19 protein-coding genes are annotated in these 24,081 nt (G+C 71.0%); 14 read left to right on the top strand and 5 right to left on the bottom strand.

The genetic code is table 11. The features are described 5' to 3' along the window. Positions 1-23: 23 nt before the first annotated feature. The 3 genes from hpnC to hpnE are packed head-to-tail and all read left to right on the top strand — an operon-like array spanning position 24 to position 2,997. Entirely contained in the window at positions 24-872 is an 849-nt protein-coding gene (gene hpnC / locus BW996_RS19995; RefSeq protein WP_037477646.1) for a squalene synthase HpnC, read from the top strand. After that, on the top strand, positions 869-1,711 hold the full coding sequence (gene hpnD, locus BW996_RS19990; RefSeq protein ID WP_037477648.1) for a presqualene diphosphate synthase HpnD: 843 nt from the start codon (positions 869-871) through the stop codon (positions 1,709-1,711). The genes hpnC and hpnD overlap by 4 nt, the downstream gene beginning before the upstream one ends. Then, positions 1,708-2,997 carry a hydroxysqualene dehydroxylase HpnE gene (hpnE, locus tag BW996_RS19985; RefSeq protein ID WP_037477649.1) on the top strand — a complete coding sequence of 430 codons (1,290 nt, stop codon included), beginning with the start codon at positions 1,708-1,710 and terminating at the stop codon, positions 2,995-2,997. The genes hpnD and hpnE overlap by 4 nt, the downstream gene beginning before the upstream one ends. A gap of 36 nt (positions 2,998-3,033) precedes the next feature. Here the strand turns inward: hpnE and BW996_RS19980 are convergent, their stop codons facing one another. Together BW996_RS19980 and xseA are read right to left on the bottom strand one after the other, a co-directional pair. Next, on the bottom strand, positions 3,034-3,618 hold the full coding sequence (locus BW996_RS19980; RefSeq protein ID WP_037477651.1) for a Fe-Mn family superoxide dismutase: 585 nt from the start codon (positions 3,616-3,618) through the stop codon (positions 3,034-3,036). Between the two features lie 76 nt (positions 3,619-3,694). Further along, the gene (gene xseA / locus BW996_RS19975) at positions 3,695-4,948 is read right to left on the bottom strand and encodes an exodeoxyribonuclease VII large subunit (RefSeq protein ID WP_051631461.1); all 1,254 of its coding nucleotides are present in this window, start codon (positions 4,946-4,948) and stop codon (positions 3,695-3,697) included. Between the two features lie 270 nt (positions 4,949-5,218). Here xseA and BW996_RS19970 point away from each other — a divergent pair, with 270 nt between their 5' ends. From BW996_RS19970 to BW996_RS19935, 8 genes are all read left to right on the top strand, one after another. Further along, on the top strand, positions 5,219-5,842 hold the full coding sequence (locus BW996_RS19970; protein ID WP_037477653.1) for a MotA/TolQ/ExbB proton channel family protein: 624 nt from the start codon (positions 5,219-5,221) through the stop codon (positions 5,840-5,842). Between the two features lie 30 nt (positions 5,843-5,872). Further along, positions 5,873-6,304, top strand: coding sequence for an ExbD/TolR family protein (locus BW996_RS19965; RefSeq protein WP_037477675.1), 432 nt, complete (start codon positions 5,873-5,875; stop codon positions 6,302-6,304). Then, positions 6,285-7,364 carry a tetraacyldisaccharide 4'-kinase gene (gene lpxK, locus BW996_RS19960; protein ID WP_051631462.1) on the top strand — a complete coding sequence of 360 codons (1,080 nt, stop codon included), beginning with the start codon at positions 6,285-6,287 and terminating at the stop codon, positions 7,362-7,364. The genes BW996_RS19965 and lpxK overlap by 20 nt, the downstream gene beginning before the upstream one ends. An 11-nt stretch (positions 7,365-7,375) precedes the next feature. Continuing rightward, positions 7,376-7,603: a Trm112 family protein gene (locus BW996_RS19955; RefSeq protein ID WP_037477655.1), complete on the top strand. Its 228-nt coding sequence runs from the start codon at positions 7,376-7,378 to the stop codon at positions 7,601-7,603. Then, positions 7,600-8,385: a 3-deoxy-manno-octulosonate cytidylyltransferase gene (kdsB, locus tag BW996_RS19950; RefSeq protein ID WP_037477657.1), complete on the top strand. Its 786-nt coding sequence runs from the start codon at positions 7,600-7,602 to the stop codon at positions 8,383-8,385. Before BW996_RS19955 ends, kdsB begins: the two co-directional genes overlap by 4 nt. A 203-nt stretch (positions 8,386-8,588) precedes the next feature. Next, positions 8,589-9,242 carry an adenylate kinase gene (gene adk, locus BW996_RS19945; RefSeq protein ID WP_037477659.1) on the top strand — a complete coding sequence of 218 codons (654 nt, stop codon included), beginning with the start codon at positions 8,589-8,591 and terminating at the stop codon, positions 9,240-9,242. Positions 9,243-9,392: 150 nt separating this feature from the next. Beyond that, the gene (locus tag BW996_RS19940; protein ID WP_037477661.1) at positions 9,393-10,151 is read left to right on the top strand and encodes a 3-hydroxyacyl-CoA dehydrogenase; all 759 of its coding nucleotides are present in this window, start codon (positions 9,393-9,395) and stop codon (positions 10,149-10,151) included. A gap of 98 nt (positions 10,152-10,249) precedes the next feature. Beyond that, positions 10,250-12,064, top strand: coding sequence for a gamma-glutamyltransferase family protein (locus BW996_RS19935; RefSeq protein ID WP_037477662.1), 1,815 nt, complete (start codon positions 10,250-10,252; stop codon positions 12,062-12,064). Positions 12,065-12,080: 16 nt separating this feature from the next. Here BW996_RS19935 and BW996_RS19930 read toward each other — a convergent pair whose 3' ends face one another. Beyond that, positions 12,081-13,352 carry an anion transporter gene (locus tag BW996_RS19930; RefSeq protein ID WP_051631463.1) on the bottom strand — a complete coding sequence of 424 codons (1,272 nt, stop codon included), beginning with the start codon at positions 13,350-13,352 and terminating at the stop codon, positions 12,081-12,083. A gap of 61 nt (positions 13,353-13,413) precedes the next feature. Between BW996_RS19930 and dnaG the strand changes: the two genes are divergently transcribed. The 3 genes from dnaG (at position 13,414) to BW996_RS19915 (ending at position 19,095) form a co-directional block, all read left to right on the top strand. Then, positions 13,414-15,480, top strand: a complete 2,067-nt coding sequence (gene dnaG, locus BW996_RS19925; protein WP_037477663.1) for a DNA primase — start codon at positions 13,414-13,416, stop codon at positions 15,478-15,480. Between the two features lie 239 nt (positions 15,481-15,719). Beyond that, entirely contained in the window at positions 15,720-18,065 is a 2,346-nt protein-coding gene (gene rpoD / locus BW996_RS19920) for an RNA polymerase sigma factor RpoD (RefSeq protein ID WP_037477664.1), read from the top strand. Between the two features lie 94 nt (positions 18,066-18,159). Further along, a complete protein-coding gene (locus BW996_RS19915; RefSeq protein ID WP_037477665.1) occupies positions 18,160-19,095 on the top strand; it encodes an adenylate/guanylate cyclase domain-containing protein in 936 nt (311 codons plus the stop codon). Between the two features lie 21 nt (positions 19,096-19,116). On the opposite strand, the gene BW996_RS19910 is transcribed toward BW996_RS19915, so the two are convergent. Next, positions 19,117-20,655 (bottom strand): sensor domain-containing diguanylate cyclase, encoded by a 1,539-nt coding sequence (locus BW996_RS19910; RefSeq protein WP_037477666.1) that lies wholly within the window; start codon positions 20,653-20,655, stop codon positions 19,117-19,119. Between the two features lie 58 nt (positions 20,656-20,713). After that, positions 20,714-24,081, bottom strand: a 3,368-nt coding sequence (locus tag BW996_RS19905) for a putative Ig domain-containing protein (protein ID WP_175619151.1), incomplete at its 5' end; no start/stop codon positions are given.

Genomic DNA, 24,081 nt, shown 5'->3' with positions numbered 1-24,081 from the left:
TGCGAGCCCTCGCCAACAGCGGCATGTCCGTCGACCACTACGAGAACTTTCCTGTCGCCTCGGTGCTGTGCCCGCCGGCGCTGCGCCCGGCGATCACCGCGATCTACGGCTTCGCGCGCACCGCCGACGACCTGGCCGACGAGGGCGACGCCACGCCGGCGCAGCGCGCCGCCGATCTGGCCGCCTACCGCGAGGACCTGCGCTGCGTCGCGCGCGGCCATGCGCCCTCGCCGCGCTGGGCGACGGTGTTCGGGCCGCTGGCGCCGGTCTTCCGCCGCCACCATCTGCCGCTGCCGCTGCTCGAGGCGCTGCTCGACGCCTTCGAGCAGGACCTGCACCAGAGCCGCTACGCCGACCGCGCCGAGCTGCTGCGCTACTGCGAGCGCTCGGCCAATCCGGTCGGGCGGCTGCTGCTGCACCTGTACGGCGTGCGCGACGACGATTCGCTGACCCGCTCCGACGAGATCTGCTCGGCGCTGCAGCTGATCAACTTCTGGCAGGACTGCAGCCGCGACCACCCGCGCGGGCGCATCTACCTGCCACGCGCGGACTGGGCGCGCTTCCAGGTCAGCGAGGACATGCTGCTGGCCGGCCGGGACACGCCCGAGACCCGCGCGCTGATCGCCGACGCGGTGGCCTGGGCCCGCGCAATGATGCTCGACGGCGCGCCGCTGGCGCTGCGCCTGCCCGGACGCACCGGCTGGGAACTGCGGCTGGTGGTGCAAGGCGGGCTGCGCATCCTCGACAAGATCGAGGCGACGGGCTTCGCCACGCTGGCGGCGCGGCCGAAGATCGGCGTGTGGGATGCGCCGGGGCTGCTGTGGCGGGCGGCGCGGATGCGCCCGGCCAAGCTGAGACAATCCACCCCATGACCACCTCCCCCGAGCACTACGTCCAGGAGAAGGCGGCCGGCAGCGGCTCCAGCTTCTATTACGCCTTCCTCTTCCTGCCGCCGGAGCGCCGCGCGGCGATCACCGCGTTCTACGCCTTCTGCCGCGAGGTCGATGACGTGGTGGACGAGACCAGCGATGCGGGCGTGGCCGCGACCAAGCTGGCGTGGTGGCGCACCGAGGTGCAGCGCGCCTTCTCGGGCGAGCCGACGCACCCGGTCATGAAGGCGCTGATGCCGCACGCGCCGCTCTACCAGATCACGCCGGCGCACCTGCTGGCCGTCATCGAGGGCTGCGAGATGGACCTGCAGCAGAGCCGCTACCTCGACTATCCCAGCCTGAAGCGCTACTGCCACCTGGTGGCGGGCATCGTCGGCGAGGTGGCCGCACGCATCTTCGGCCAGACCGAGACGGCCACCACCGCCTACGCGCACCAGATGGGTCTGGCCTTCCAGCTCACCAACATCATCCGCGACGTCGGCGACGATGCGCGGCGCGGGCGCATCTACCTGCCGATCGACGAGCTCAAGCAGTTCGACGTCAAGGCGCACGAGATCCTCAACCGCGGCTACAGCGAACGCTTCACCGCGCTGATGAAGTTCCAGGCCGAGCGCGCCCACCAGGCCTATGACCAGGCGCTGGCGCTGCTGCCCGCCGCCGACGCGCGCGCGCAGAAGCCCGGCCTGATGATGGCCAACATCTACCGCACGCTGCTGCGCGAGATCGAGGCGGCCGAGTTCCAGGTGCTGCACCAGCGCATCTCGCTCACCCCCGTGCGCAAGCTCTGGATCGCCATGAAGACCAACTGGCGCGGCCGGTGAGGCGCGTCGCCATCGTCGGCGCGGGCTGGGCGGGGCTGGCAGCGGCGGTCCGCGCGGTCGAGGCCGGCCATGCGGTGATCGTCCTCGAGATGGCGCCGCAGCCCGGCGGGCGCGCGCGCAGCCTGGCCGCCGACGGCGCGGACAGCGGCAGCGACCCGGCCGACCGGCTCGACAACGGCCAGCACATCCTGATCGGCGCCTACACCGCCACGCTCGACCTGATGCGCCGCGTCGGCGTCGATCCCGACGCGGTGCTGCGGCGCCAGCCGCTGGCGCTGCTCGACCAGGACGGCCGCGGCCTGAAGATGCGCCCCGGACCGGCCCTGATCGAGTTCGGCCGCGCGGTCTGGACGATGCGCCACTGGCGGCTGTCGGAGCGGCTGGCGCTGAGCACGGCCGCGCTGGGCTGGCTGCTGCGGCGCTTTCGCTGCGACGAGCAGCTGACGGTCGCGCAGCTCACCGCCGGCCTGCCGGCGCGGGTGCGCGCCGAGATCCTCGACCCGCTGTGCGTGGCGGCGCTGAACACGCCGGCGCTTGACGCCAGCGCCCAGGTCTTCCTGCGTGTGCTGCAAGACGCGCTGTTCTCGGGGCCCGGCGCCAGCGACCTGCTGATTCCACGCCGGCCGCTGGCCGAGCTGCTGCCCGAGCCCGCCTGGCGCTGGCTGGCCGCGCACGGCGCGACGCTGCACACCGGCCGGCGCGTGCGCACGCTGGAAGCGGCAACGGCAACGGCAACGACGGGCGGCTGGCGCGTCGATGGCGAGGTCTTCGACGAGGTGGTGCTGGCATGCCCACCGGCCGAGGCGGCACGGCTGACGCGCGCGATCGCACCCGACTGGGCGGCGCAGGCCGAGACTTTCAGCTTCGAGCCGATCGTCACCGGCTATGTGCAGGCGCCGGGCGCGCGGCTGGCCGCACCGATGGTGGCGCTGGCCGAGGGGCCGCAGGCGCCGGCGCAGTTCGCCTTCGACCACGGCGCGCTCGGGCTGCGGGCCGGGCGCTTCGCCTTCGTGGTCAGCGGCGCGGCGCCCTGGGTCGAGCGCGGTCTGGACGCCACCGGCCAGGCGCTGCTGACGCAGGCCCGCGCGGTGCTGCGCGACCTCGGCCGCGGCGATGTGCGGCTGGAGCGGCTGGTGGCCGAGAAGCGCGCCACCTTCCGCTGCGTGCCAGGGCTGGTGCGCCCGCCCGCGCGCATCGCGCCGGGGCTGCGCGCGGCCGCCGACTGGATCGAGGGGCCGTATCCGGCCACGCTCGAAGGGGCGGTACGCAGCGCGGCGGCCGGCTGAGGCCCCCGCGCGGATCGAGACCGATCAGGCCGCGGATCAGGCGGCGAAGTTGGCCTCGGCGAACTTCCAGTTCGCCAGGCTGTTCAGGAAGGTCTCGACGAACTTCGGGCGCAGGTTGCGGTAGTCGACGTAGTAGGCGTGTTCCCACACGTCGACGCACAGCAGCGCGGTGTCGCCGGTCGTCAGCGGGGTGCCGGCGGCGCCCATGTTGACGATGTCCACCGAGCCATCGGCCTTCTTCACCAGCCAGGTCCAGCCCGAGCCGAAGTTGCCCACGGCCGAGGCCTGGAAGGCCTTCTTGAACTCGTCGAACGAGCCCCACTTGGCGTTGATGGCGTCGGCCAGCGCGCCGGTCGGGGCGCCGCCGCCGTTCGGGGCCATGCAGTTCCAGAAGAAGGTGTGGTTCCAGACCTGGGCGGCGTTGTTGTAGATGCCGCCGCTGGAGGTCTTGACGATCTCTTCCAGGCCCTTGCCCTCGAACGCGGTGCCGGGCACCAGGTTGTTCAGGTTGGTGACGTAGGCCTGGTGGTGCTTGCTGTAGTGGTAGTCGAAGGTCTCGACCGACATGTGCGGGACCAGGGCGTCCTTGGCATACGGCAGGGCGGGCAGTTCGAAAGCCATGTGTGAATCCTTCGTGGTTGGGGTGCGAAAGCGGATGAGGGTGATCCAGGGCCGGTGATGCGGCGCGAAGCGACGCTCACCGGCCGCTCGGCGGCTCATTGTAGGGAGAAGCCTTTTCTTGCGCAGGACGGGGGCAGACCGCGGTCACCTGCAGCGCCAGCCGGCCGTCGGCCAGTCTGGCCCCGACGCTCGCGCCGGCCTGCACCCTGTCGACGCTGAGCAGCGGCCGGCCGTGATCGTCCTCGAGCAGCGCGTAGCCGCGCGCCAGCACCCGCTGCGGGTCGAGCGCGGCCAGCCGGGCGCCGAACAGCGCGAGCCGCGCCCGCTCGGCCGCCAGCCGCGCGGCGGGCAGGCCTGCATGGCGCTGGACCAGCAGCGCCAGCCGGCGATGCTGCGCATGCAGCGCGTCGGCTGGGCGCGACAGGCGCAGCCCGGCGCGGTCCAGGCGCTGCGCCTCGCCGTCGAGCCGGGCGTGCACCCGGCGCTGCATCCGGCGCGCGAGCTGCTGCAGCGCGCGCAGGCAGTCCTCGCGCGGCGGCGCGGCCAGCTCGGCGGCGGCGGTGGGCGTGGGTGCGCGCAGGTCGGCGGCGAAGTCGGCCAGCGTCGTGTCGGTCTCGTGGCCCACGCCGCAGATCACCGGCACGGCGCTGGCAGCGATCGCGCGCACCACCCGCTCGTCGTTGAAGGCCCACAGGTCCTCGAGCGAGCCGCCGCCACGGCAGACGATCAGCAGCTCCACGCCCTCGATCTGGCCGGCCGCCGCGATGGCGCGCACCAGCTGCGCCGGCGCCTCCGCGCCCTGCACCGCAGCCGGACACAGGATCACCTCGACCTGCGGCGCGCGCCGCGCAAGGGCGCTGAGCACATCGTGCAGCGCCGCAGCCGCCGGCGAGGTGACCACCGCGACGCGACGCACGAAGGCCGGAACCGGCCGCCGCCGCGACGCGTCGAACAGCCCCTCGGCCTGCAGCTTCGCCTTCAGGCGCAGGAACTGCTCCATCAGACGGCCCTCGCCGGCTGGGCGCATCGCCTCGACGATCATCTGCAGCTCGCCGCGCGGCTCGTAGATCGCCAGCCGGCCGCGCAGCTCGACCTGCTGGCCGTCGCGCGGCGTGAAATCGAGCATCGACGCGGCGCGGCGGAACATCGCGCAGCGCAGCCCCGCCTCGCCCTCGGGCGCGCGCAGATTGAAGTAGCTGTGGCCGCTGGCCGCACGGGTGAAACCGGCGAGCTCGCCGCGCACCGTCACCGCCCCGAAGCCGTCCTGCAGCGCCTCGCCGACGGCGCGCACCAGCGCCGCGACCTCCCAGATCGGCTCAGTTGCCGGCATGAAGCGCTCCTGGAGCTGATTCTTTCATTCTTTCGCCACACTGATCAAAAAACAGGCAACCCAAGAAAACTCCTTGTGCGAAAAGGACTTGGCGCATCGACTCTCAGCTTTTCAACAGACTTATCCACAGGCTTGGTGGACAATCCTGACCGGCCGCCAACCCCTGCCGCAGGAAGGCAAGGCGCGGATCACCCCGGTGTTGAGGCCATAATTCCGCGCTGATGTGCCATGACGGCGCAGCAGTCCGAGCGACGCCCTGGGGAAAGACCTTTGTTTTCGATCATACAAGCCGCTGGCTGGCCGATCTGGCCGCTGATCCTGTGCTCCATCGCCGCGCTGGCGATCATCATCGAACGCTTCATGAGCCTGCGCGCGGCCCGCATCGCTCCGCCGACGCTGCTCGACGAGGTGATCACCCTCACCCGCAGCGGCCTGCCGGCGCCGGACGTGGTCGACAAGCTGCATGACAGCTCGGTGCTGGGCACGGTGCTGGCCGCGGGCATTCGCGCCGCCGCCACCGACGCGCGCGGCGACGAGGCCCAGCTGCGCAACGCCTTCGAGAACGCCGGCCGCCTGGCCGCGCACCGCCTGGAGCGCTACCTGAGCCTGCTGGGCACCATCGCCTCGGCCGCGCCGCTGCTGGGCCTGCTCGGCACGGTGGTGGGCATGATCGAGATCTTCGGCGCGCAGTCGCCGAGCACCGGCAGCAATCCGGAGCAGCTCGCGCACGGCATCTCGGTGGCGCTGTACAACACCGCCTTCGGCCTGATCGTGGCGATTCCGGCGCTGGTGACCTGGCGTCACTTCCGCTCGCTGGTCGACGGCTACGTGCTGCAGATGGAGCAGGCCGCCGAGCGGCTGCTGCCCCACCTGCTGCCGCGCGGCCGCCGCTGAGACCCGGCCCGGAGACCCCGCACGATGGCGATGAACTTCCGTCCGCGCCGCCCCGACGAGCCGGAGATCAACCTGATCCCGTTCATCGATGTGCTGCTGGTGGTGCTGATCTTCCTGGTCCTGACCACCACCTATGCCAAGTACACCCAGCTGAAGGTCACGCTGCCGGTGGCCGAGTCGAACCGGCTCGACAGCCGCCCGCGCGAGATCATCGTCGGCGTGTCGTCCGAGGGCCGCTACAGCATCAACGGCCAGCCGGTCGAGAACGGCGGCATCGACACGCTGACGAGCGCGCTGCTGGCCGCCGCGCAGGGCGAGCGCGACCGCCCGGTCATCATCTCGGCCGACGCGATGGCCGCGCACCAGAGCGTGATCAACGTGATGGACGCCGCCCGCCGCGCCGGGCTGGTGCAGCTGACCTTCGCGACCCAGTCCACCGGCCGTGGCGGCAGCAGCCGCTGAGGACGCCCGCGGCGCCGCCGCCCGCCTCGAGGCGATCTGGCGCAACGGCGGCCCGGCGCAATGGCTGCTGCGCCCGCTGGCGCTGCTGCACGCGGCGCTGGTCGGCCTGCGCCGCACGCTCTACCGGGTCGGCCTGCTGCGCCGCGAGCATCTGCCGGTGCCGGTGATCGTCGTCGGCAACCGCGTCGCCGGTGGCGCGGGCAAGACGCCGGTCACGATCGCGCTGGTCGAGGCGCTGCGCGCCGCCGGTCGCCGGCCCGGCATCGTCTCGCGCGGCCATGGCCGCAGCGATCTCGCCGCGCTGCACGAGGTGCAGCCGCAGGATCCGGCCGCCACCTGCGGCGACGAACCGCTGCTGATGCGCCGGCGCACCGGCGCGCCGGTGGTGGTCGGGCGCGACCGCGCCGCCGCCGCACGCCAGCTGCTGGCCCGCCATCCCGACACCGACGTCATCGTCTGCGACGACGGGCTGCAGCACCTGCGCCTGGCGCGCGACATCGAGATCGTCGTCTTCGACGAGCGCGGCGCGGGCAACGGCTGGCTGCTGCCGGCCGGCCCCTTGCGCGAGCCGGTGGACGCACCGCCGGCCGGCCGCGCCCAGCTTGTCGTGCTCAACACCGACCGCGCCGAGCCGCCCCCCGGCGCGCCGCCGGGCGAGCGCAGCCGGCGCCGGCTCGGCCGCCCGGTGCCGCTGGCGCGCTGGTGGAGCGGCGTGCCCGGCGACACCGCCCCGACGGACGAGGCCGCCTGGGCCGCGCTGCGCGGACGCCGGCTGCTAGCCAGCGCCGGCACCGGCCAGCCGGCGCGCTTCTTCGACGCGCTGCGCGCGCAGGGCCTCGACCTCGACACGCTGGCGCTCGACGACCACCACGACCACGCGGCGCTGCCCTGGCCCGCCTCGGCCACCGAGGTGCTGGTCACCGAGAAGGACGCCGTCAAGCTCGACCCCGCCCGGCTGGCCGCCGAGCGCCCCGGCGTGCAGGTGCAGGTGGTTCCACTCGAGCTTCAACTTGCGCCCGGATTGATCGCGGCCGTTCTCCAGGCCCTGCCGGCAAGGTAGCATCCACGCCCATGGACACCCGACTGATGCAACTGCTCGTCTGCCCGATCTGCAAGGGTCCGCTGACGCACCTGCACGACACCCGCGAACTGCTCTGCCCGGCCGACCGCCTGGCCTTTCCGGTGCGCGACGGCATCGCCGTCATGCTCGAGAACGAGGCCCGCAGCGTCGATCCGGATGCGATCGTGCCGCCGCCGGTCTTTCCCGCGCCCGCACCGAACGCACCGAACACGCCATGACGAGCCTCGACTGCACCGTGCTGATTCCGGCGCGGCTGGCCTCGACCCGGCTGCCCGACAAGCCGCTGGCCGATCTGGCTGGCGTGCCGATGGTGGTGCGCGTGGCGCAGCGCTGCCGCGAGGCCGGCGCGCGCGCGGTGGTCGTCGCCGCCGACTCGCCGCGCATTCTCGAGGCCTGCCAGGCGCACGGCGTCGACGCGGTGCTCACGCGCGCCGACCACCCCACCGGCAGCGATCGCCTGGCCGAGGCCTGCACGCTGCTGGGCCTGGACGGCCGCGACATCGTCGTCAACGTGCAGGGCGACGAGCCGCTGATCGATCCGGCGCTGGTCGCCGCCTGCGCCGAGCGGCTGCAGGCGCACCCGGAATGCGTCATGAGCACCGCCGCGCACACGATCGACAGCGTCGAGGAATACCTCAACCCGAACGTCGTCAAGGTCGTCACCGACGCGGCCGGGCGGGCGCTGTACTTCTCGCGCGCGCCAATGCCGTGGTGGCGCGACGGCCATGCGCAGGGCGTGACGGCGCTGCCCGATCCGGCGCCGCTGCGCCACATCGGCATCTACGGCTACACCGCCGGCTTCCTGCGCCGATTCCCCGCGCTGCCGCCGGCGCCGCTGGAGCAGATCGAGTCGCTCGAGCAGCTGCGGGTGCTGTGGCACGGCGAGCGCATCGTCGTGCACCTGAGCCCGCAGCGCCCCGGCCCCGGCGTCGACACGCCTGAGGACCTGGCGCGGGTGCGTCGCATCTTCGAACAGCGCTCGTCCGCGAACACCCGCTAGACCATTCCGCGCCCGACGCAAACCCTGGGCAGACCCTGACACGAAGTGTCAGTTTCATCACAGGGGGCGCGTGATATTCTGGGCGTGATTCTCAGAATACCCAGAACATCCACGCCCGCGTCGGCAACAGCGCTCAATTTCACGCAAGCACAGTCACGCCGGGCCATCGGTCCGGCACCGTTTTTCAGAGACCGAGGAGATTCATGAGACTGATTCTGTTGGGCGCACCCGGCGCCGGCAAGGGCACGCAGGCTGCTTTCATCTGCAAGCAGTTCGGCATTCCGCAGATCTCGACCGGCGACATGCTGCGCGCCGCCGTCAAGGCCGGCACCCCGCTGGGCATCGAAGCCAAGAAGGTGATGGACGCCGGTGGCCTCGTCGGCGACGAGATCATCATCGGCCTGGTCAAGGAACGCATCGCGCAGCCCGACTGCGCCGGCGGATTCCTGTTCGACGGCTTCCCGCGCACCATCCCGCAGGCCGACGCGATGAAGGCCGCCGGCGTCAAGCTCGACTACGTGCTCGAGATCGACGTGCCGGACGCCGACATCATCGGCCGCATGAGCGGTCGCCGCGTGCATGTGGCCTCGGGCCGCACCTACCACGTCGTCTTCAATCCCCCGAAGGTCGAAGGCAAGGACGATGTCACCGGCGAGGACCTGATCCAGCGCGATGACGACAAGGAAGAGACGGTGCGCAAGCGTCTGGACGTCTACCAGAGCCAGACCCGCCCGCTGGTCGACTACTACTCGAGCTGGGCCGCCACCGGGGACGCCCAGGCGCCGAAGTACCGTGCCATCGCCGGCGTGGGCAGCGTCGACGAGATCACCGCCCGCGCGCTGGCCGCGCTGAGCTGATCGCTGGCAGCGCGCCCGCGCTGCCAGCCACCCGACAAGGCCGCCCTGCGCGGCCTTTTTCGTTTCCCCCAGTTGACGTTTACGTCAACGTCAACCAGCATCACGCCCCACCGGACATCACCCACCACCCACAACGCAGGAACACATTCCATGGACATCGCAGGCAAGGTTTTCATCGTCACCGGCGCGGCCTCGGGCCTGGGCGAAGGCGCGGCGCGCATGCTCGCGCGCGAGGGCGCGAAGGTCGTCATCGCCGATCTGCAGGCCGAGCGCGGCCAGGCGGTCGCCGACGAGATCGGCGGCGCCTTCGTGCGCTGCGATGTCTCCAGCGAGGACGACGGCCGCGCCGTGGTGGCGCAGGCGCTGTCGATGGGCGCGCTCTTCGGCCTGGTCAACTGCGCCGGCATCGCGCCGGCGGCACGCACCGTCGGCAAGGACGGCGCGCATGCGCTGGGCCTGTTCGCCAAGGTCGTCCAGATCAACCTGATCGGCAGCTTCAACATGATCCGTCTGGCCGCCGAGGCCATGGCGAAGAACGCGCCCGAGCCCACCGGCGAGCGCGGCGTGCTGATCAACACCGCCAGCATCGCCGCCTTCGACGGCCAGATCGGCCAGGCGGCCTACGCGGCCAGCAAGGGCGGCGTGGTCGGCATGACGCTGCCGATCGCACGCGACCTGTCGAAGAACGGCATCCGCTGCATGACGATCGCGCCGGGCATCTTCGGCACGCCGATGCTGTTCGGCATGCCGCAGGAGGTGCAGGACGCGCTGGCCGCCGGCGTGCCCTTCCCGAGCCGCCTGGGCAAGCCCGAGGACTATGCCAAGCTGGTGCAGCAGATCGTCACCAACGAGATGCTCAACGGCGAGGTGATCCGCCTGGACGGCGCGATCCGGCTCGCGCCGCGCTGATCGACGCGCCAGCGCTGCCCGACGGCGGCGACTTCATGCCACCATCGTGACTGGCTTCACGATGGCACACGGGTGCCTGCATGCCCCAGGGAGAACGCATGATGATCCTTCGCCGCCCTGCCCCGACCTCCGCGCTGATCGCCGCCGCGCTGCTGGCGGCCTGCGCCACGCCGCCGGCCCCGCCCGAGGCCAGCCTGCCGCGCCAGCCCGAGATCGCCACCGGCCTGCAGGCCGCCCGCCCGGCCAGCCGCCATGCGCAGTTCGCGGTGGCCGCGGCCAATCCGCTGGCCACCGAGGCCGGCCGGCAGATGCTCGCGCGCGGCGGCTCGGCGCTGGACGCGGCGATCGCGGTGCAGATGGTGCTGACGCTGGTGGAGCCGCAGTCCAGCGGCATCGGCGGCGGTGCCTTCCTGCTGCACTGGGACGGCCAGCAAGTCCAGGCCTTCGACGGCCGCGAGACCGCGCCGGCCGCCGTCGACGAGCGCCTGTTCCTGACGCCGGAGGGCCAGCCGATGGCCTTCCATGACGCGGTGGTCGGCGGGCGCGCGGTGGGCGTGCCCGGCACGGTGCGCATGCTGGAAATGGCGCACGCGCAGCACGGCCGGCTGCGCTGGGCCGAGCTGTTCGAGCCGGCGATCCGTCTGGCCGAGGCGGGCTTTCCGGTCAGCCCGCGGCTGCACGCAATGCTGCAGGCCGAGACGCACCTCAAGAAGGACCCCGCGGCCGCCGCCTTCTTCTACCAGCCCGACGGCACGCCTTGGCCAGTCGGCCACCGGCTGAAGAACCCCGAGCTGGCCGAGGTGCTGCGCCGCCTGGCGCGCGAGGGCGCCCGGGCGCTGCACGAGGGCGAGATCGCGCAGGCCATCGTCGCCAAGGTGCAGGGCCACCCCGGCAATCCGGGCCGGATGACGCTGGCCGACCTGGCCGGCTACCCGCCCAAGGTGCGCGAGGCGATCTGCCACGCCCACGTCGCCGATGGCCGCCGCTGGCGGATCTGCGGCTTTCCGCCGCCGAGCTCCGGCGCGATCGCGGTCGGCCAGATTCTCGGCCTGATGGCGCGCACCGGCGCGGCGCAGGAGCCGCTGACCGCCGACACCGGCCTGCCCTCGGCCGGCTGGCTGCACACCTACATGGAAGCCTCGCGGCTGGCCTTCGCCGACCGGGCGCAGTATCTGGGCGACCCCGACTTCGTGCCCGCGCCCGGCGGCGACTGGCGCAGCCTGCTCGATCCCGCCTACCTCGACGCGCGGGCGCAGCGCATCGGGTCGCAGCGCGCACCGACCGCGCCGGCCGGCGTGCCCGGCCCGGTGCGCACCGGTTTCGCGCCGATGGCCGAGCAGATCGAATACGGCACCAGCCACATCAGCATCGTCGATGCCCAGGGCCGCGCGCTGTCGATGACGACGACCATCGAGGACGCCTTCGGCGCACGCCAGATGGTGCGCGGCTTCCTGCTGAACAACGAGCTGAGCGACTTCAGCTTCGCCCCAGCCGACACCAGCGGCCGCCCGGTGGCCAACCGGGTCGAGCCGGGCAAGCGCCCGCGCTCGTCGATGGCGCCGACGCTGGTCTTCGACGAGCAAGGCCGGCTGGCCGCCAGCGCCGGCAGCCCCGGCGGCGCGCTGATCATCCACTACACCGCACGCACGCTGCACGGCCTGCTGCAGTGGCGGCTCGACCCGCAGGCGGCGATCGACCTGCCCAACTTCGGCACCACCGGCGGGCCGGTGGTGCTGGAGAAGGGCCGCTTCCCCGCCGCGGTCATCGAGGCGCTCAAGGCCCGCGGCCACGAGGTGCGCGAGCAGGAAATGACCAGCGGCCTGCAGGCGATCAGCCGCTCGACCGACCCGGCGCGCCCGGGCTGGCTCGGCGGCGCCGATCCGCGCCGCGAAGGCGTGGTGCTGGGGAACTGATTGACCGCGCCGCGCCTCAGCCCAGCGCCAGCCAGCCCGCCACCACCGCCAGCGTCACGAGCGTCACCGGCACGCCGGTGCGCGCGTGGCGGCGCCAGTCGATGGTGATGCCACAGCGCGCGGCGGCGTCCACCACGATGATGTTCGCGATCGAGCCGACGATCAGCAGATTGCCCGCCATCGTGCTGACCAGCGCCAGCGTGACGCCGACGTGTTCACCCGAGCCGGTGTTCGCCAGCGGCATCAGCACCATCACCGCCGGCACGTTCGACACCAGATTGCTCAGGCCGAGGATGGCGACGAAGAGCGTGGCCGGATCGGCCAGATCCACGCCCTGCGCGCCCAGCCAGGCCACCGCCTGCCGGGTCAGCCCGGTCTGCTCCAGCGCGTGGTTGACGACGAACAGGCCCATGAACAGGATCAGCAGCTCCCAGTCGATCAGGCCCATCACCTTCGACGAGTGGAAGCGCTGGCTCAGCAGCAGCACACCGGCGCCGGCCAGCGCCGCCACGTCGCGCGGCCAGTCGGTGAACAGGAACACGCCGACCAGCGCCAGCGCCACCGCCAGGCCCTTGGCGGTCTGCCAGCGGTCGAAGGGCGGCCCTTCGGCGACCACGGCGGCGAGCTGCGCCGGGTCCGGCTCGGCCACCGGCGGCGTGCGGCGCATCGACACGGCCAGCAGCGCCCACAGCGCCAGCAGCCCGACGACGACCGGCCCGATCGCCTGCAGCGCATAGCCGGCAAACGGCATCTTCAGCACCTCGCCGATCAGCATGTTCTGCGGGTTGCCGATAAGCGTCGCGGCCGAGCCGATGTTGCTCGCGCAGGCCAGACCGAGCAGGAAAGGCACCGGATCGAGCCGCCGGCGCAGGCAGGCCTCGGCCAGCACCGGCGCCACCGCCAGGCAGACGATGTCGTTGGAGAACACCGCCGACAGCGCCGCCGCCACCGCGATCACCACGCCCATCAGCCCGGCCGGCCCCAGCGGCAGCGCCGCGATGCGCCGGGTCACCGCGCCGTAGAAGCCGCCCAGGCGCATCTGCGCCGAGATCACCATGAAGGAGAACAGCAGCAGGATCGTCGGCAGGTGGATGGCGCGGGCAGCGGCCTCGGGCGTCATCACCTCGGCGCCGACGATGGCGATGGCGCCCAGCAGCGCCACGCCGGTGCGGTCGAGATGGAGCTTCGGCAGGCCGCCCAGGATCATGCCGAGGTAGACGGTGGCGAAGACGGCCAGCACATAGGCGTCGTGCAGGCCGTCAGTGGACAGGAGCGCAGGCAGGGACATCGCGGCATTCTAGGAAGGGCGCTCCGAGAGGCGCCGGGAGCCCTCCGCTAGACTCCGCCGCGTGATACCCCAAGGCTTCATCCAGGACCTGCTCTCCCGCGCCGACATCGTCGACGTGGTGGGCCGCGCCGTGCCGCTGAAGAAGGCCGGCATCAACTACAAGGGCCTGTGCCCCTTCCACGGCGAGAAGTCGCCCAGCTTCGTCGTCAGCCCCTCGCGCCAGACCTACCACTGCTTCGGCTGCGGCGTGCACGGCAACGCGGTCGGCTTCCTGATGGAGCACGGCGGCCTGGGCTTCGTCGAGGCGGTCAAGGACCTCGCCGGCGAGCTCGGCCTGACCGTGCCTGACGACGACCGCGACCCGCGCGAGCGCGAGCGCGCCGCCCAGGCCCGCGAGAAGCAGCTTTCGCTGGTGGACGTGCTGGCCAAGGCCTGCCGCCATTACCGCGGCCAGCTCAAGGGCAGCCGCCGCGCGATCGACTACCTGAAGGGCCGCGGCCTGACCGGCGAGATCGCTGCGCGCTTCGGCCTGGGCTACGCGCCGGCGGGCTGGCACGCGCTGGCCAGCGCCTTCGGCGAATACGACGACCCCAAGCTGGTCGAGTCCGGCCTGGTCATCCTGCAGGACGAGACCGGCGAGCAGCGCCGCTACGACCGCTTCCGCGACCGGATCATGTTCCCGATCCGCAACCCGAAGGGCGAGGTCATCGGCTTCGGCGGCCGGGTGCTGGACAAGGGCGAGCCGAAATACCTCAACTCGCCCGAGACGCCGGTCTTCCTGAAGGGCCGCGAGCTCTACGGCCTGTTCGAGGCCCGCGCGGCGATCCGCCAGCGCGGCTTCATCCTGATCACCGAAGGCTACATGGACGTGGTGGCGCTGGCGCAGCTCGGCGTGGGCAACGCGGTGGCGACGCTGGGCACCGCCTGCACCGCCGACCATGTGGCCAAGCTGCTGCGCTTCGCCGAGCACCTGGTCTTCAGCTTCGACGGCGACGCGGCCGGGCGGCGGGCGGCGGCGCGCGCGATGGAGGCGGTGCTGCCGCATGTCGGCGACACCCGCAGCTTCCGCTTCCTGTTCCTGCCGGCCGAGCACGACCCCGACACCTTCATCCGCGAGCACGGCACCGAGGCCTTCGAGCGCTGCATCGCCGAGGCGGTGCCGCTGTCGCGCCAGCTGCGCGCCATCGCCGCCGAGGGCTGCGACCTGACGACGCCCGAGGGCCGCACCCGCATGCTCGCGCAGGCCCGCCCGCTGTTCGAGCTGATTCCCGAGGGCCTGCTCAAGGCCCAGCTGCTCGACGAGCTGGCGCGCGACGGCGGCGTCTCGTTCGAGGTGCTGGAGCGGCACTGGAGCGCCCCCGCCCGCCCCGGCCACGGCGCGGCCCGCGCCCGGATCGAGAACGACCGCGATCGAGAACGCGATCGGGAGCGCGCGCCGGCACCGCCGCCGGACTGGGACGACATCCCGCTCGACGACCGCGCGCCGCAGGCCGAGGCCGCCGCGCAGGATCCGCTCGGCTACGACCCGCGCGACGACGGCACGCCGGCGCACCGGCGCTTCGAGCGTGGCAGCGGCCGGCCCTTCCGGCGCGACCGCGAGGGTCGTGACGGCGATCGTGACCGCAGCCGCTGGCGCGACCGCCGCGGCGGTGACGCCACCGCCTCGCCGCGCAGCACGCCGCCGCGCACCGCCTCGCTGCTCGACCAGATCGCCTGGACGCTGACCTGCGGCCTGGCGGCCTGGGAGACGCTGCCCGCCGAGATGCACGACCAGCTGGTGCAGCAGCCCGCGCCGCACGGTGCGCTGTTCTCGCGGCTGGAGCAGCTGCTGCATGACGAAGGCCCGCTTCCGCCCGAAGAACTGCTGCCGCTGCTGCGCGCCGAGGCCGAGGAAGCCGGCACCGGCACGCTGCTAGCGCGCATGGAGCGGCTGCTCGCGCTGGGCAGCCTGCCCGCCAACGGCGACCTGCCGGTGCTGATCGACCGGCTGCGGCTCGAGCAGATCGCCGACGAATGGAACCTGCTGATCGAGTCCGGCCCTCTCTCGGATGCCGCCCGGGCACGCGGCACAGAGCTCAATGCCCTGAGGGCGGCCCTGAAATCGAGGCTCAGCGGGGGCGCTGTATAATTGAAGGTTGGTTTCGATGCGGCAAGAGTGACAGCAGCGCCTGCCGGCCCCGGCCACCCGCGACACGGGCATGACATGACGGCCATCTTTTCCGCCAGCGCTGCATCCAAGACAGTTCACGCCAGCTTGCCCGCCCGAACGCAGAGTCCGCGCCGCGTGCCGAAAGGTCCGTGGCTTCTTGGACTTGAGTTGCGGGCTCAAAGCCTCACCGTATCCGAGCACCCCAGCCGAGGAATCGCATGACCGCGAAGAACAGCCCCGACCAGACTTCCCCGACGAACAGCGCCGCCGCCCCGGCCGCCGCCCCGCGCACCGTGCGCGTGGTGCGTGCGGTCAAGGCCGTCAAGCCCGAAGCCACGCCGACCCCGACCGTCGCCGCCGCGCCGGCACCGGTTGCCGCGCCGGCTGCTGCTGCCGCTGTGCCGTCCGGTGAGCCGGTCGTCGTGCGCCGCGGCCGCAAGCCCAAGGCCGCCAGTGCCGACTCGGCAAAGGCCGACACCGCCAAGAAGCCCGAGGCCAAGAAGAAGCCCGGCCTGGAAAGCGCAGACGACGACTTCACCGACATCGAAGGCGATCTCGACGCCGAAGCCGATGTCGAAGCGGAAGCCGACCCCGAGGTCGAGACCGCCGCCGAGGAAGACAGCGGCGAGGCCGACAAGCCCAAGGCCAAGCCGCTGCGCATGAAGGTCAGCCGCGCCAAGGAGCGCGCGCTGATGCGCGAGTTCGGTCTCGACGAGACCACCCTGACCGAAGAGGAAGTCGCCAAGCGCCGCCAGGAGCTCAAGACCCTCATCAAGATGGGCAAGACGCGCGGCTACCTCACCCACCAGGAAATCAACGACCACCTGCCCGAGAAGCTGGTCGAGAACGAGATCCTGGAGGCCATCATCTCGATGCTCAACGACATGGGCATCGCGGTCTACGAGCAGGCGCCTGATGCCGCCACGCTGCTCATCGCCGGCGGCAACACCACCACCGCCACTGAAGAAGAAGCCGAGGAAGAAGCCGAGGCCGCCCTGTCCACGGTGGACTCGGAATTCGGCCGCACCACCGACCCGGTGCGCATGTACATGCGCGAGATGGGCACGGTCGAGCTGCTGACGCGCGAGGGCGAGATCGAGATCGCCAAGCGCATCGAAGGCGGCCTGCAGGCGATGATGCTGGCCATCTCCGCCTCGCCGGCCACCATCGACGAGATCCTGGCCATGGCCGGGCGCATCCGCGCCGGCGAGATGACCATCTCCGAGGTGGTCGATGGCTTCGTCTCGTCGGAGGAAGCCGACGACTACGTCGCCGAGGAAGACTTCGACGAGTTCGACGAGGACGAGGAGGAAGGCGCCGGCACCTCCAAGGCCCTGACGAAGAAGCTCGAGGAGATGAAGAACCAGGCGCTGACCCGCTTCGACGCGATCCGCGACGAGAACGCGAAGATGCGCGCGGCCATCGAGTCCAAGGGCTACCGCTGCGACGCCTACAACGCAGCGCAGGAAGCCATCAGCGCACAGCTGATGACCATCCGCTTCACCGTCAAGACCATCGAGCGGCTGTGCGACCTGCTGCGCTCGCAGGTCGATGACGTGCGCCGCTACGAGCGCGAGCTGCGCAAGATCGTGGTCGACCGCTGCGGCATGCCGCAGGAGCACTTCATCAAGGTCTTCCCGCCGAACATGCTGAACCTGGCCTGGGCCGAGGGCGAGGTCGCCATCGGCAAGGGCTACAGCGCGGTGCTGGGCCGCAACCTGCCCGCGGTGCAGGAGCTGCAGCAGAAGCTCATCGACCTGCAAAAGCGCGCCATCGTCCCGATCGACGACCTCAAGGCGATCAACAAGCGCATGAACGAGGGCGAGGCCAACTCGCGCGAGGCCAAGCGCGAAATGATCGAGGCCAACCTGCGCCTGGTGATCTCCATCGCCAAGAAGTACACCAACCGCGGCCTGCAGTTCCTCGACCTGATCCAGGAAGGCAACATCGGCCTGATGAAGGCGGTCGACAAGTTCGAATACCGCCGCGGCTACAAGTTCTCGACCTACGCGACCTGGTGGATCCGTCAGGCCATCACGCGCTCGATCGCCGACCAGGCGCGCACCATCCGCATCCCGGTGCACATGATCGAGACGATCAACAAGATGAACCGCCTGTCGCGTCAGCATCTGCAGGAGTTCGGCTACGAGCCGGACGCGCCGGTGCTGGCCGAGAAGATGGACATGCCGGAGGACAAGATCCGCAAGATCATGAAGATCGCCAAGGAGCCGATCTCCATGGAAACGCCGATCGGGGACGACGACGACAGCCACCTGGGCGACTTCATCGAGGACACCAACAACACCGCGCCGATCGAGGCGGCGATGCAGTCGGGTCTGCGCGACGTGGTGCGCGACATCCTCGACAGCCTGACGCCGCGCGAAGCCAAGGTGCTGCGCATGCGCTTCGGCATCGAGATGTCGACCGACCACACGCTGGAAGAGGTGGGCAAGCAGTTCGACGTCACGCGCGAGCGCATCCGCCAGATCGAGGCCAAGGCCATCCGCAAGCTCAAGCACCCGAGCCGCTCGGACAAGCTGCGGACCTATCTGGACAATCTGTAAACGCCCCGAAGACCCCGCGAATGAGCGGGGTCTTATCACTTCTGCAACCTTTGGATGCGCACTGCATCACGGAATGCCGGGGTAAACTGAAGCCATGTCGCAGACCGTCACTTGCACCATTCTCTTTGCCGATCTGCGCGGCAGCACCTCCCTGTACGAGAGCCTGGGCAATGCCGAGGCGGCGACGGTCGTCACCCACAGCGTGGCGGTGGTCGCCCGCATCATGGAGGGCCAGGGCGGTCGCGTGATCAAGACGCTGGGCGATGGCCTGATGGCCATGTTCCCGCACCCGGCCGGCGCCGTGCGTGCCGCCGAGGAGGTCCATGACTCGCTCGAGCGGGTGATGGGCTCGGCGCGGCCCTCGCGCAGTCCGGTCATGCGGGTGCAGATCGCGATGGCGCATGGCGAGGTCATCGAGGTGGCGGGCGACTGCTTCGGCGATGCGGTCAATGTCTCGGCCCGGCTGCTCGATCATGCCGGCGACAACGAGACGCTGATCACCTCGCAGACGCTGGCGGTGCTGGCACCCGATGTGCGCGAGCGATTCCGTCGGCTCGAGCGGCTGCACCTGCGCGGGCGGGTCGAGCCGGTCGAGGTCTGGCGCTTCGAGAGCAAGCGCTCCGGCCCCGATCCGATGTCGACGATGTTCGGCGACACCGCGCCGACCACCGTGCCCGAGGGCATCCGGCTGGTCTGCGAGGGCGTCTCGCGCATTCACACGGTGCGCAACCTGCCGGTCATCATCGGCCGCAGCCACGAGGCGGCCTACTGCCTCGACGACAGCCGCGTCTCGCGCGTGCATGCCCGCATCGAGTGGCACAGCGGCAACTTCCAGCTCACCGACCTGAGCTCCAACGGCACTTACGTGCGCTTCGGCCGCCAGTCCGAGGTGGTCACGCTGCGCCGCGGCGCCTGCACGCTGCATGGCCGCGGGCTGATCTGCCTGGGCGTCAGCCCCAACATCATCAACGCGCCGACCGTCAGCTTCGAGGTCCTGCGCTTCGACGACACCGATCCGCTGCCGCTCTGAGCCGGCGCGCAACGGTCCGGCTCAGGCCGGTTCGGCCACCTTCTCCTCATGCAGCGTGCAGCGGTTGCGGCCGTTGCGCTTGGACTGGTAGAGCGCCTGGTCGGCCTGGTCGATCAGCGCCTCCAGCCCGACGCGGGTCGAGCGGGTCACCGCCACGCCGAAGCTCGAGGTGATCGTCAGTCGCGGATCATGGTCGATGCCGTCGCCGGCGGTGTCCTGCACCAGGCGGCGCAGCGTGTCGGCGATCGCCAGCGCGACCTCCTCCTCGCAGTCCGGCAGCAGCACGCAGAACTCCTCGCCGCCGTAGCGGCAGACCAGATCGGCCTCGCGCGCGCTGCCGTTGTAGATGCCGGCGACCGCCTTGATGACCTCGTCGCCGATCGCGTGACCGTAGCGGTCGTTGAAGCTCTTGAAGTGGTCGATGTCGCACATCACCGCGGCGACCGGCCGGCCCTCGAGGTTGCAGCGCTCCTTCAGCGCACCCGCCTGCTCGAAGAAGGCGCGCCGGTTCAGGCAGCCGGTCATCGGGTCGCGCGTGGCCAGGCGGAACAGCTCCTCGTTCTTCAGGCGGATCTGCTCGTGCGCGCCCTGCAGATCCTTCAGCGCGCGCGAGAGCTGCTCATGCGCACGCTCCAGCGAGGTCTGGTCGGCCAGCACCACCAGGCAGCCCTCGGCGCCCTTGCGGCGGCGCAGCCGGCGCTCGCCCGGGTTGTCCAGATCCTGGCCGAGCGGAGCGCAGCTCACCAGCAGAATGCGCGCCCGGCTGCCCTCGCCGATCACCATGCGGATGCGCTCGACGCCCACCGACCTTTCCAGCGCCATGCGCCAGGGCAGTGGGCGCGACGGATCGTCCTGGCGCATCGCGGCGAAGACCTCGATGTCCTCGATCTGGCGGCCGATCGAGACATCGCGCCGGCCGGTGATCTGCGCCACCGCCTCGTTGACCAGCAGGATGCGGCCGTGCTCGTCCAGAATCATCACGCCCTCGGTCAGCGAGTTGTAGGCCGAGCGCACCCGCCCCGGCACGGCGCCGCTCGGATCGAGCTGGTTCAGCACCCGCCCCAGATACAGGCGCAGCAGCACCGCCATGCCCAGGAAGCACAGCAGCGGCCACAGCGTGCTCATCGTCAGCAGCCGCCCGGGCCAGCCCTCGCCGGGAATCGGCTGCCACTGCAGCTCCAGCGCGCCCCAGTCGCGGCCCTGCAGCTGCACCGGCACCGCCAGATGCATGCGGGCCGCGTCGCCTGCAGGCTGCAGGATGCCGCTGCCCGCCACCGGCTCGGCGCCGGCCGGCCGCAGCACGATCGCCAGCGCCTGCGTCTCGCGGCGCCGGAAGGCATCGAGCATCTGCTGCACCTCGCGCTCGCCCAGCCGGGTGGCGGCCACCATCAGCTGATCGGCCAGGACCTGGCTGACCGCCTGCCGCCGGGCCGCCTCGCGGGCCGCCGGGTCGGCCACCAGGCCGAACAGGGCATCGATCGTCACTAGGCACAGCACCACCAGCGCAGACAGGCCGACGGCGATGCGGCTGATGGTGTCGAACGGCCTCAGGCGGGGCATCACGGCGCACTCTCCTGTCGTGGGCATCGGTCGGAAAAGGAAACGGACATGGCGCGGCTCAGCCCTGGCGATCCAGCAGATCCTCGGCCAGGCCGGCGAGCTCGCCGGTCACGCCGGTATCGCGCCAGCCTCGCCGGCCGGCCTCGGCGCCGGCCGTCTCGCGCCGGGCGGCCTGCAGCACCGGCAGCGGATCGAGCCGCCACCAGACCGGCGAGGCAAAGGCCAGGCTGGCGGCCAGCCCTCCGGCCCGGACGGCCCAGAACAGCGCACCGGCGCTCATCACCACCGCACCGGTGCGGGCCACCGTGCCGCTCTGCCATTCACGCTGCAGCAGATTCTCCGGCTCGTCGGGCGCGGCGGATCGGACCGCCTGGCCGTCGGCCGTCTGCGCGCCGACCGCCCCCTCGCCAACCGGGCGGATCAGGGCCGTCGCCTCGAAGCCGGCCAGATCCAGCACCACATCCAGCAGCACCAGCAGATCGCTGTCAGGCAGGCGCATCAGGTCCACGGAGAAGCCGACCTCGCCGCCCGGCACGCCCGGACGAGCGGCCTGCGCCTCCGACGCCGACGGCGTGACGAAGCGGCGCAGCGCGTCGACCCAGCCCGCCATCAGGTCACCGGCCACCAGTTCGGTCGCACCGCCGCCGTCACGTGCCGCCAGCCCCCGCAGCACCGCAGCACGCACGACCTCCTGACTGGCCTGCACCTGCAGCGAGCGCTCGCGCAGCGGATCGGCAAGCTCGATGCGGGACACGACCAGCGACGGCGAGTCATCCATGCGGTCCGGCGGCGGCTCGGCAGGCATCGATCCGGCATCGAAGCCGCGCTCGCGCACCACGATCTCCACGCTCATCACGCCAGATTCGCTGCGGCCATCCGACAGCACCAGGCTGAAGTGGGCCGCCAGCGAGTTCTCGTCATGCTGGAACACCACCCGGCCCGCGGCCACATCCGCCTGGGAGAAGGTCGTCAGCACCGCGTTGCCACCCGCCGCCACGAAGCGACCGTTCTCGATGGCGACGACCCGGTAGACCAGCGCCTCCGTCGAGCTGTCGACATCCTGGGCCCGCAGCAGGCTCTCGTCCAGGCGCAGGCGCATGCCCTGATCGACCTGAAGCAGACCGATCTCGATCTCAGGCGCCTCGTCCACATCGGTGATGCGCAGCAGCAGCTGCTGCGTGGCGACATGGCGCCCGTCCGAGACCTCGAGCAGCACCTCGTAGTGGTTGTCGCGGTCGGCATCCTGCGGCTGCTCGCGGTCGAGCAGGCCCAGCAGCAGCAGCTCGCCGCTGTCGGCATCGATCTCGAAGCGGGCGGCATCCGCCCCGCCCGCGATCCGCCACTGCAGCACCGACAGCGGCCGGTCGGCGTCGCTGGCCTGCATGACACGCTGCCAGGGACTGTTCTCGGAATGATCCAGCACGACCCGGGCCTGCCCGTCGTTGGAGACGATGCGCGGCGCCTCGTCGTCCACCGGCGTGATCATGATCTGCAGCCGCACCGGCTCCGAGAGCGCGCCGGACGCATCGCGCAGCCGCAGCTCCAGCCCATCGGACACGCTCTCGCTGCCGTCGTGCACATACCGGATCAGCCCATCGGCCAGATCCCCGACACTGAAGCGATCCAGCGCCACGCCCGGCGCATCGACCCGCTCCAGCCGGCCGGCCGGCGCGCTGCCGACAAGCTCGAACACCAGCGAGCGTCCATCGTCATCGACATCCGCCGGCAGCAGGTCCGCCAGCGTCAGCACCTGATGCCCGCCCTCCTCCAGCGTCAGCGGCCCACCGATCTGCAAGGTCGGCGCATCGTTGACATTGGCCACCGTCAGTACAAACGAGTCACTGGCCGTGGCATTGCTGCCATCCTTCGCCGTCACCGTGATCGTCAGCGCTCCGACGTCGGCGTTGGCCGGCGTGCCGCTGAAGGTGCGTGTGCCCGCGTCGAACGTCAGCCAGGTCGGCAGCGCGCTCGTCGTGTAGCTCAGCGAGTCGCCCGCGTCGACATCCGCGAAGGTGCCCGCCGGGAGCTGGAAGCTGAACGGCTGATCTTCCGTCGCGCTCTGATCGGCGATCGGAGACGCGACGGTCGGCGCGTCGTTGACGTTGGTGATCGTCAGAACGAAGGAATCGCTGGCCGTCGCATTGCTGCCGTCCTTCGCCGTCACCGTGATCGTCAGCGTACCAACGTCGGCATTGGCCGGCGTGCCGCTGAAGGTGCGCGTCGCTGCGTTGAAGCTCAGCCAGCTCGGTAGCGTGCTGGTCGTGTAGCTCAACGCATCGCCCGCGTCGACATCGGAAAACGTCCCGGCGGGAATCTGGAAGCTGAACGGCTGATCTTCCGTCGCGCTCTGATCGGCAATCGACGTGGCGACGGTCGGCGCATCGTTGACGTTGGCGACCGTCAGCACAAACGAGTCGCTGACCTGAGCGTTGCTGCCATCCTTCGCCGTCACCGTGATCGTCAGCGTGCCGACGTCAGCATTGGCCGGCGTGCCGCTGAAGGTGCGTGTGCCTGCGTTGAACGTCAGCCAGCTCGGCAATGCACTCGTCGTGTAGCTCAGCGAATCGCCAGCGTCGATATCCGCGAAGGTGCCCGCCGGCAGCTGGAAGCTGAACGGCTGATCTTCCATCGCACTCTGGTCGGCGATCGGAGCCGCCACCGTCGGCGCGTCGTTGACGTTGGCGATCGTCAGCACGAAGGAATCGCTGGCCGTCGCGTTGCTGCCATCCTTCGCCGTCACCGTGATCGTCAGCGTGCCGACGTCAGCATTGGCCGGCGTGCCGCTGAAGGTACGCGTCGCGGTGTTGAAGCTCAGCCAGCTCGGCAGCGTGCTGGTCGTGTAGCTCAGCGAGTCACCCGCGTCGACATCGGAAAACGTCCCGGAGGGGAGCTGGAAGCTGAACGGCTGATCTTCCGTCGCGCTCTGGTCGGCGATCGGAGCCGCGACCGTCGGCGCGTCGTTGACGTTGGCGACCGTCAGCACGAAGGAATCGCTGACCGTCGCGTTGCTGCCATCCTTGGCCGTCACCGTGACCATCACCGCGCCGACGTCGGCGTTGGCCGGCGTGCCGCTGAAGGTGCGCGTCGCGGCGTTGAAGCTCAGCCAGCTCGGTAGCGTGCTGGTCGTGTAGCTCAACGCATCGCCCGCGTCGACATCGGCAAACGTCCCGGCGGGAATCTGGAAGCTGAACGGCTGATCCTCGGTCGCACTCTGGTCGGCGATCGGAGACGCCACCGTCGGCGCGTCGTTGACGTTGGCGATCGTCAGCACGAAGGAATCGCTGGCCGTCGCATTGCTGCCATCCTTCGCCGTCACCGTGATCGTCAGCGTGCCGACGTCGGCATTGGCCGGCGTGCCGCTGAAGGTCCGTGTGCCCGCGTTGAACGTCAGCCAGCTCGGCAGCGTGCTGGTCGTGTAGCTCAGCG

Source organism: Sphaerotilus natans, assembly GCF_900156335.1.
Classification (GTDB): domain Bacteria; phylum Pseudomonadota; class Gammaproteobacteria; order Burkholderiales; family Burkholderiaceae_C; genus Sphaerotilus; species Sphaerotilus natans.
This window is presented reverse-complemented; position numbering and strand designations above follow the sequence as displayed.

Bases quoted from the DNA above. Each gene is read 5' to 3' on its own strand.
- BW996_RS19915 (WP_037477665.1), top strand. From the start codon at position 18,160: ATGTCGCAGACCGTCACTTGCACCATTCTCTTTGCCGATCTGCGCGGC.
- BW996_RS19980 (WP_037477651.1), bottom strand. From the start codon at position 3,618: ATGGCTTTCGAACTGCCCGCCCTGCCGTATGCCAAGGACGCCCTGGTC.
- xseA (WP_051631461.1), bottom strand. From the start codon at position 4,948: ATGCCGGCAACTGAGCCGATCTGGGAGGTCGCGGCGCTGGTGCGCGCC.
- adk (WP_037477659.1), top strand. From the start codon at position 8,589: ATGAGACTGATTCTGTTGGGCGCACCCGGCGCCGGCAAGGGCACGCAG.
- BW996_RS19965 (WP_037477675.1), top strand. From the start codon at position 5,873: ATGAACTTCCGTCCGCGCCGCCCCGACGAGCCGGAGATCAACCTGATC.
- kdsB (WP_037477657.1), top strand. From the start codon at position 7,600: ATGACGAGCCTCGACTGCACCGTGCTGATTCCGGCGCGGCTGGCCTCG.
- hpnC (WP_037477646.1), top strand. From the start codon at position 24: ATGTCCGTCGACCACTACGAGAACTTTCCTGTCGCCTCGGTGCTGTGC.
- BW996_RS19930 (WP_051631463.1), bottom strand. From the start codon at position 13,352: ATGTCCCTGCCTGCGCTCCTGTCCACTGACGGCCTGCACGACGCCTAT.
- rpoD (WP_037477664.1), top strand. From the start codon at position 15,720: ATGACCGCGAAGAACAGCCCCGACCAGACTTCCCCGACGAACAGCGCC.
- BW996_RS19910 (WP_037477666.1), bottom strand. From the start codon at position 20,655: ATGCCCCGCCTGAGGCCGTTCGACACCATCAGCCGCATCGCCGTCGGC.
- hpnD (WP_037477648.1), top strand. From the start codon at position 869: ATGACCACCTCCCCCGAGCACTACGTCCAGGAGAAGGCGGCCGGCAGC.
- BW996_RS19955 (WP_037477655.1), top strand. From the start codon at position 7,376: ATGGACACCCGACTGATGCAACTGCTCGTCTGCCCGATCTGCAAGGGT.
- BW996_RS19935 (WP_037477662.1), top strand. From the start codon at position 10,250: ATGATGATCCTTCGCCGCCCTGCCCCGACCTCCGCGCTGATCGCCGCC.
- BW996_RS19940 (WP_037477661.1), top strand. From the start codon at position 9,393: ATGGACATCGCAGGCAAGGTTTTCATCGTCACCGGCGCGGCCTCGGGC.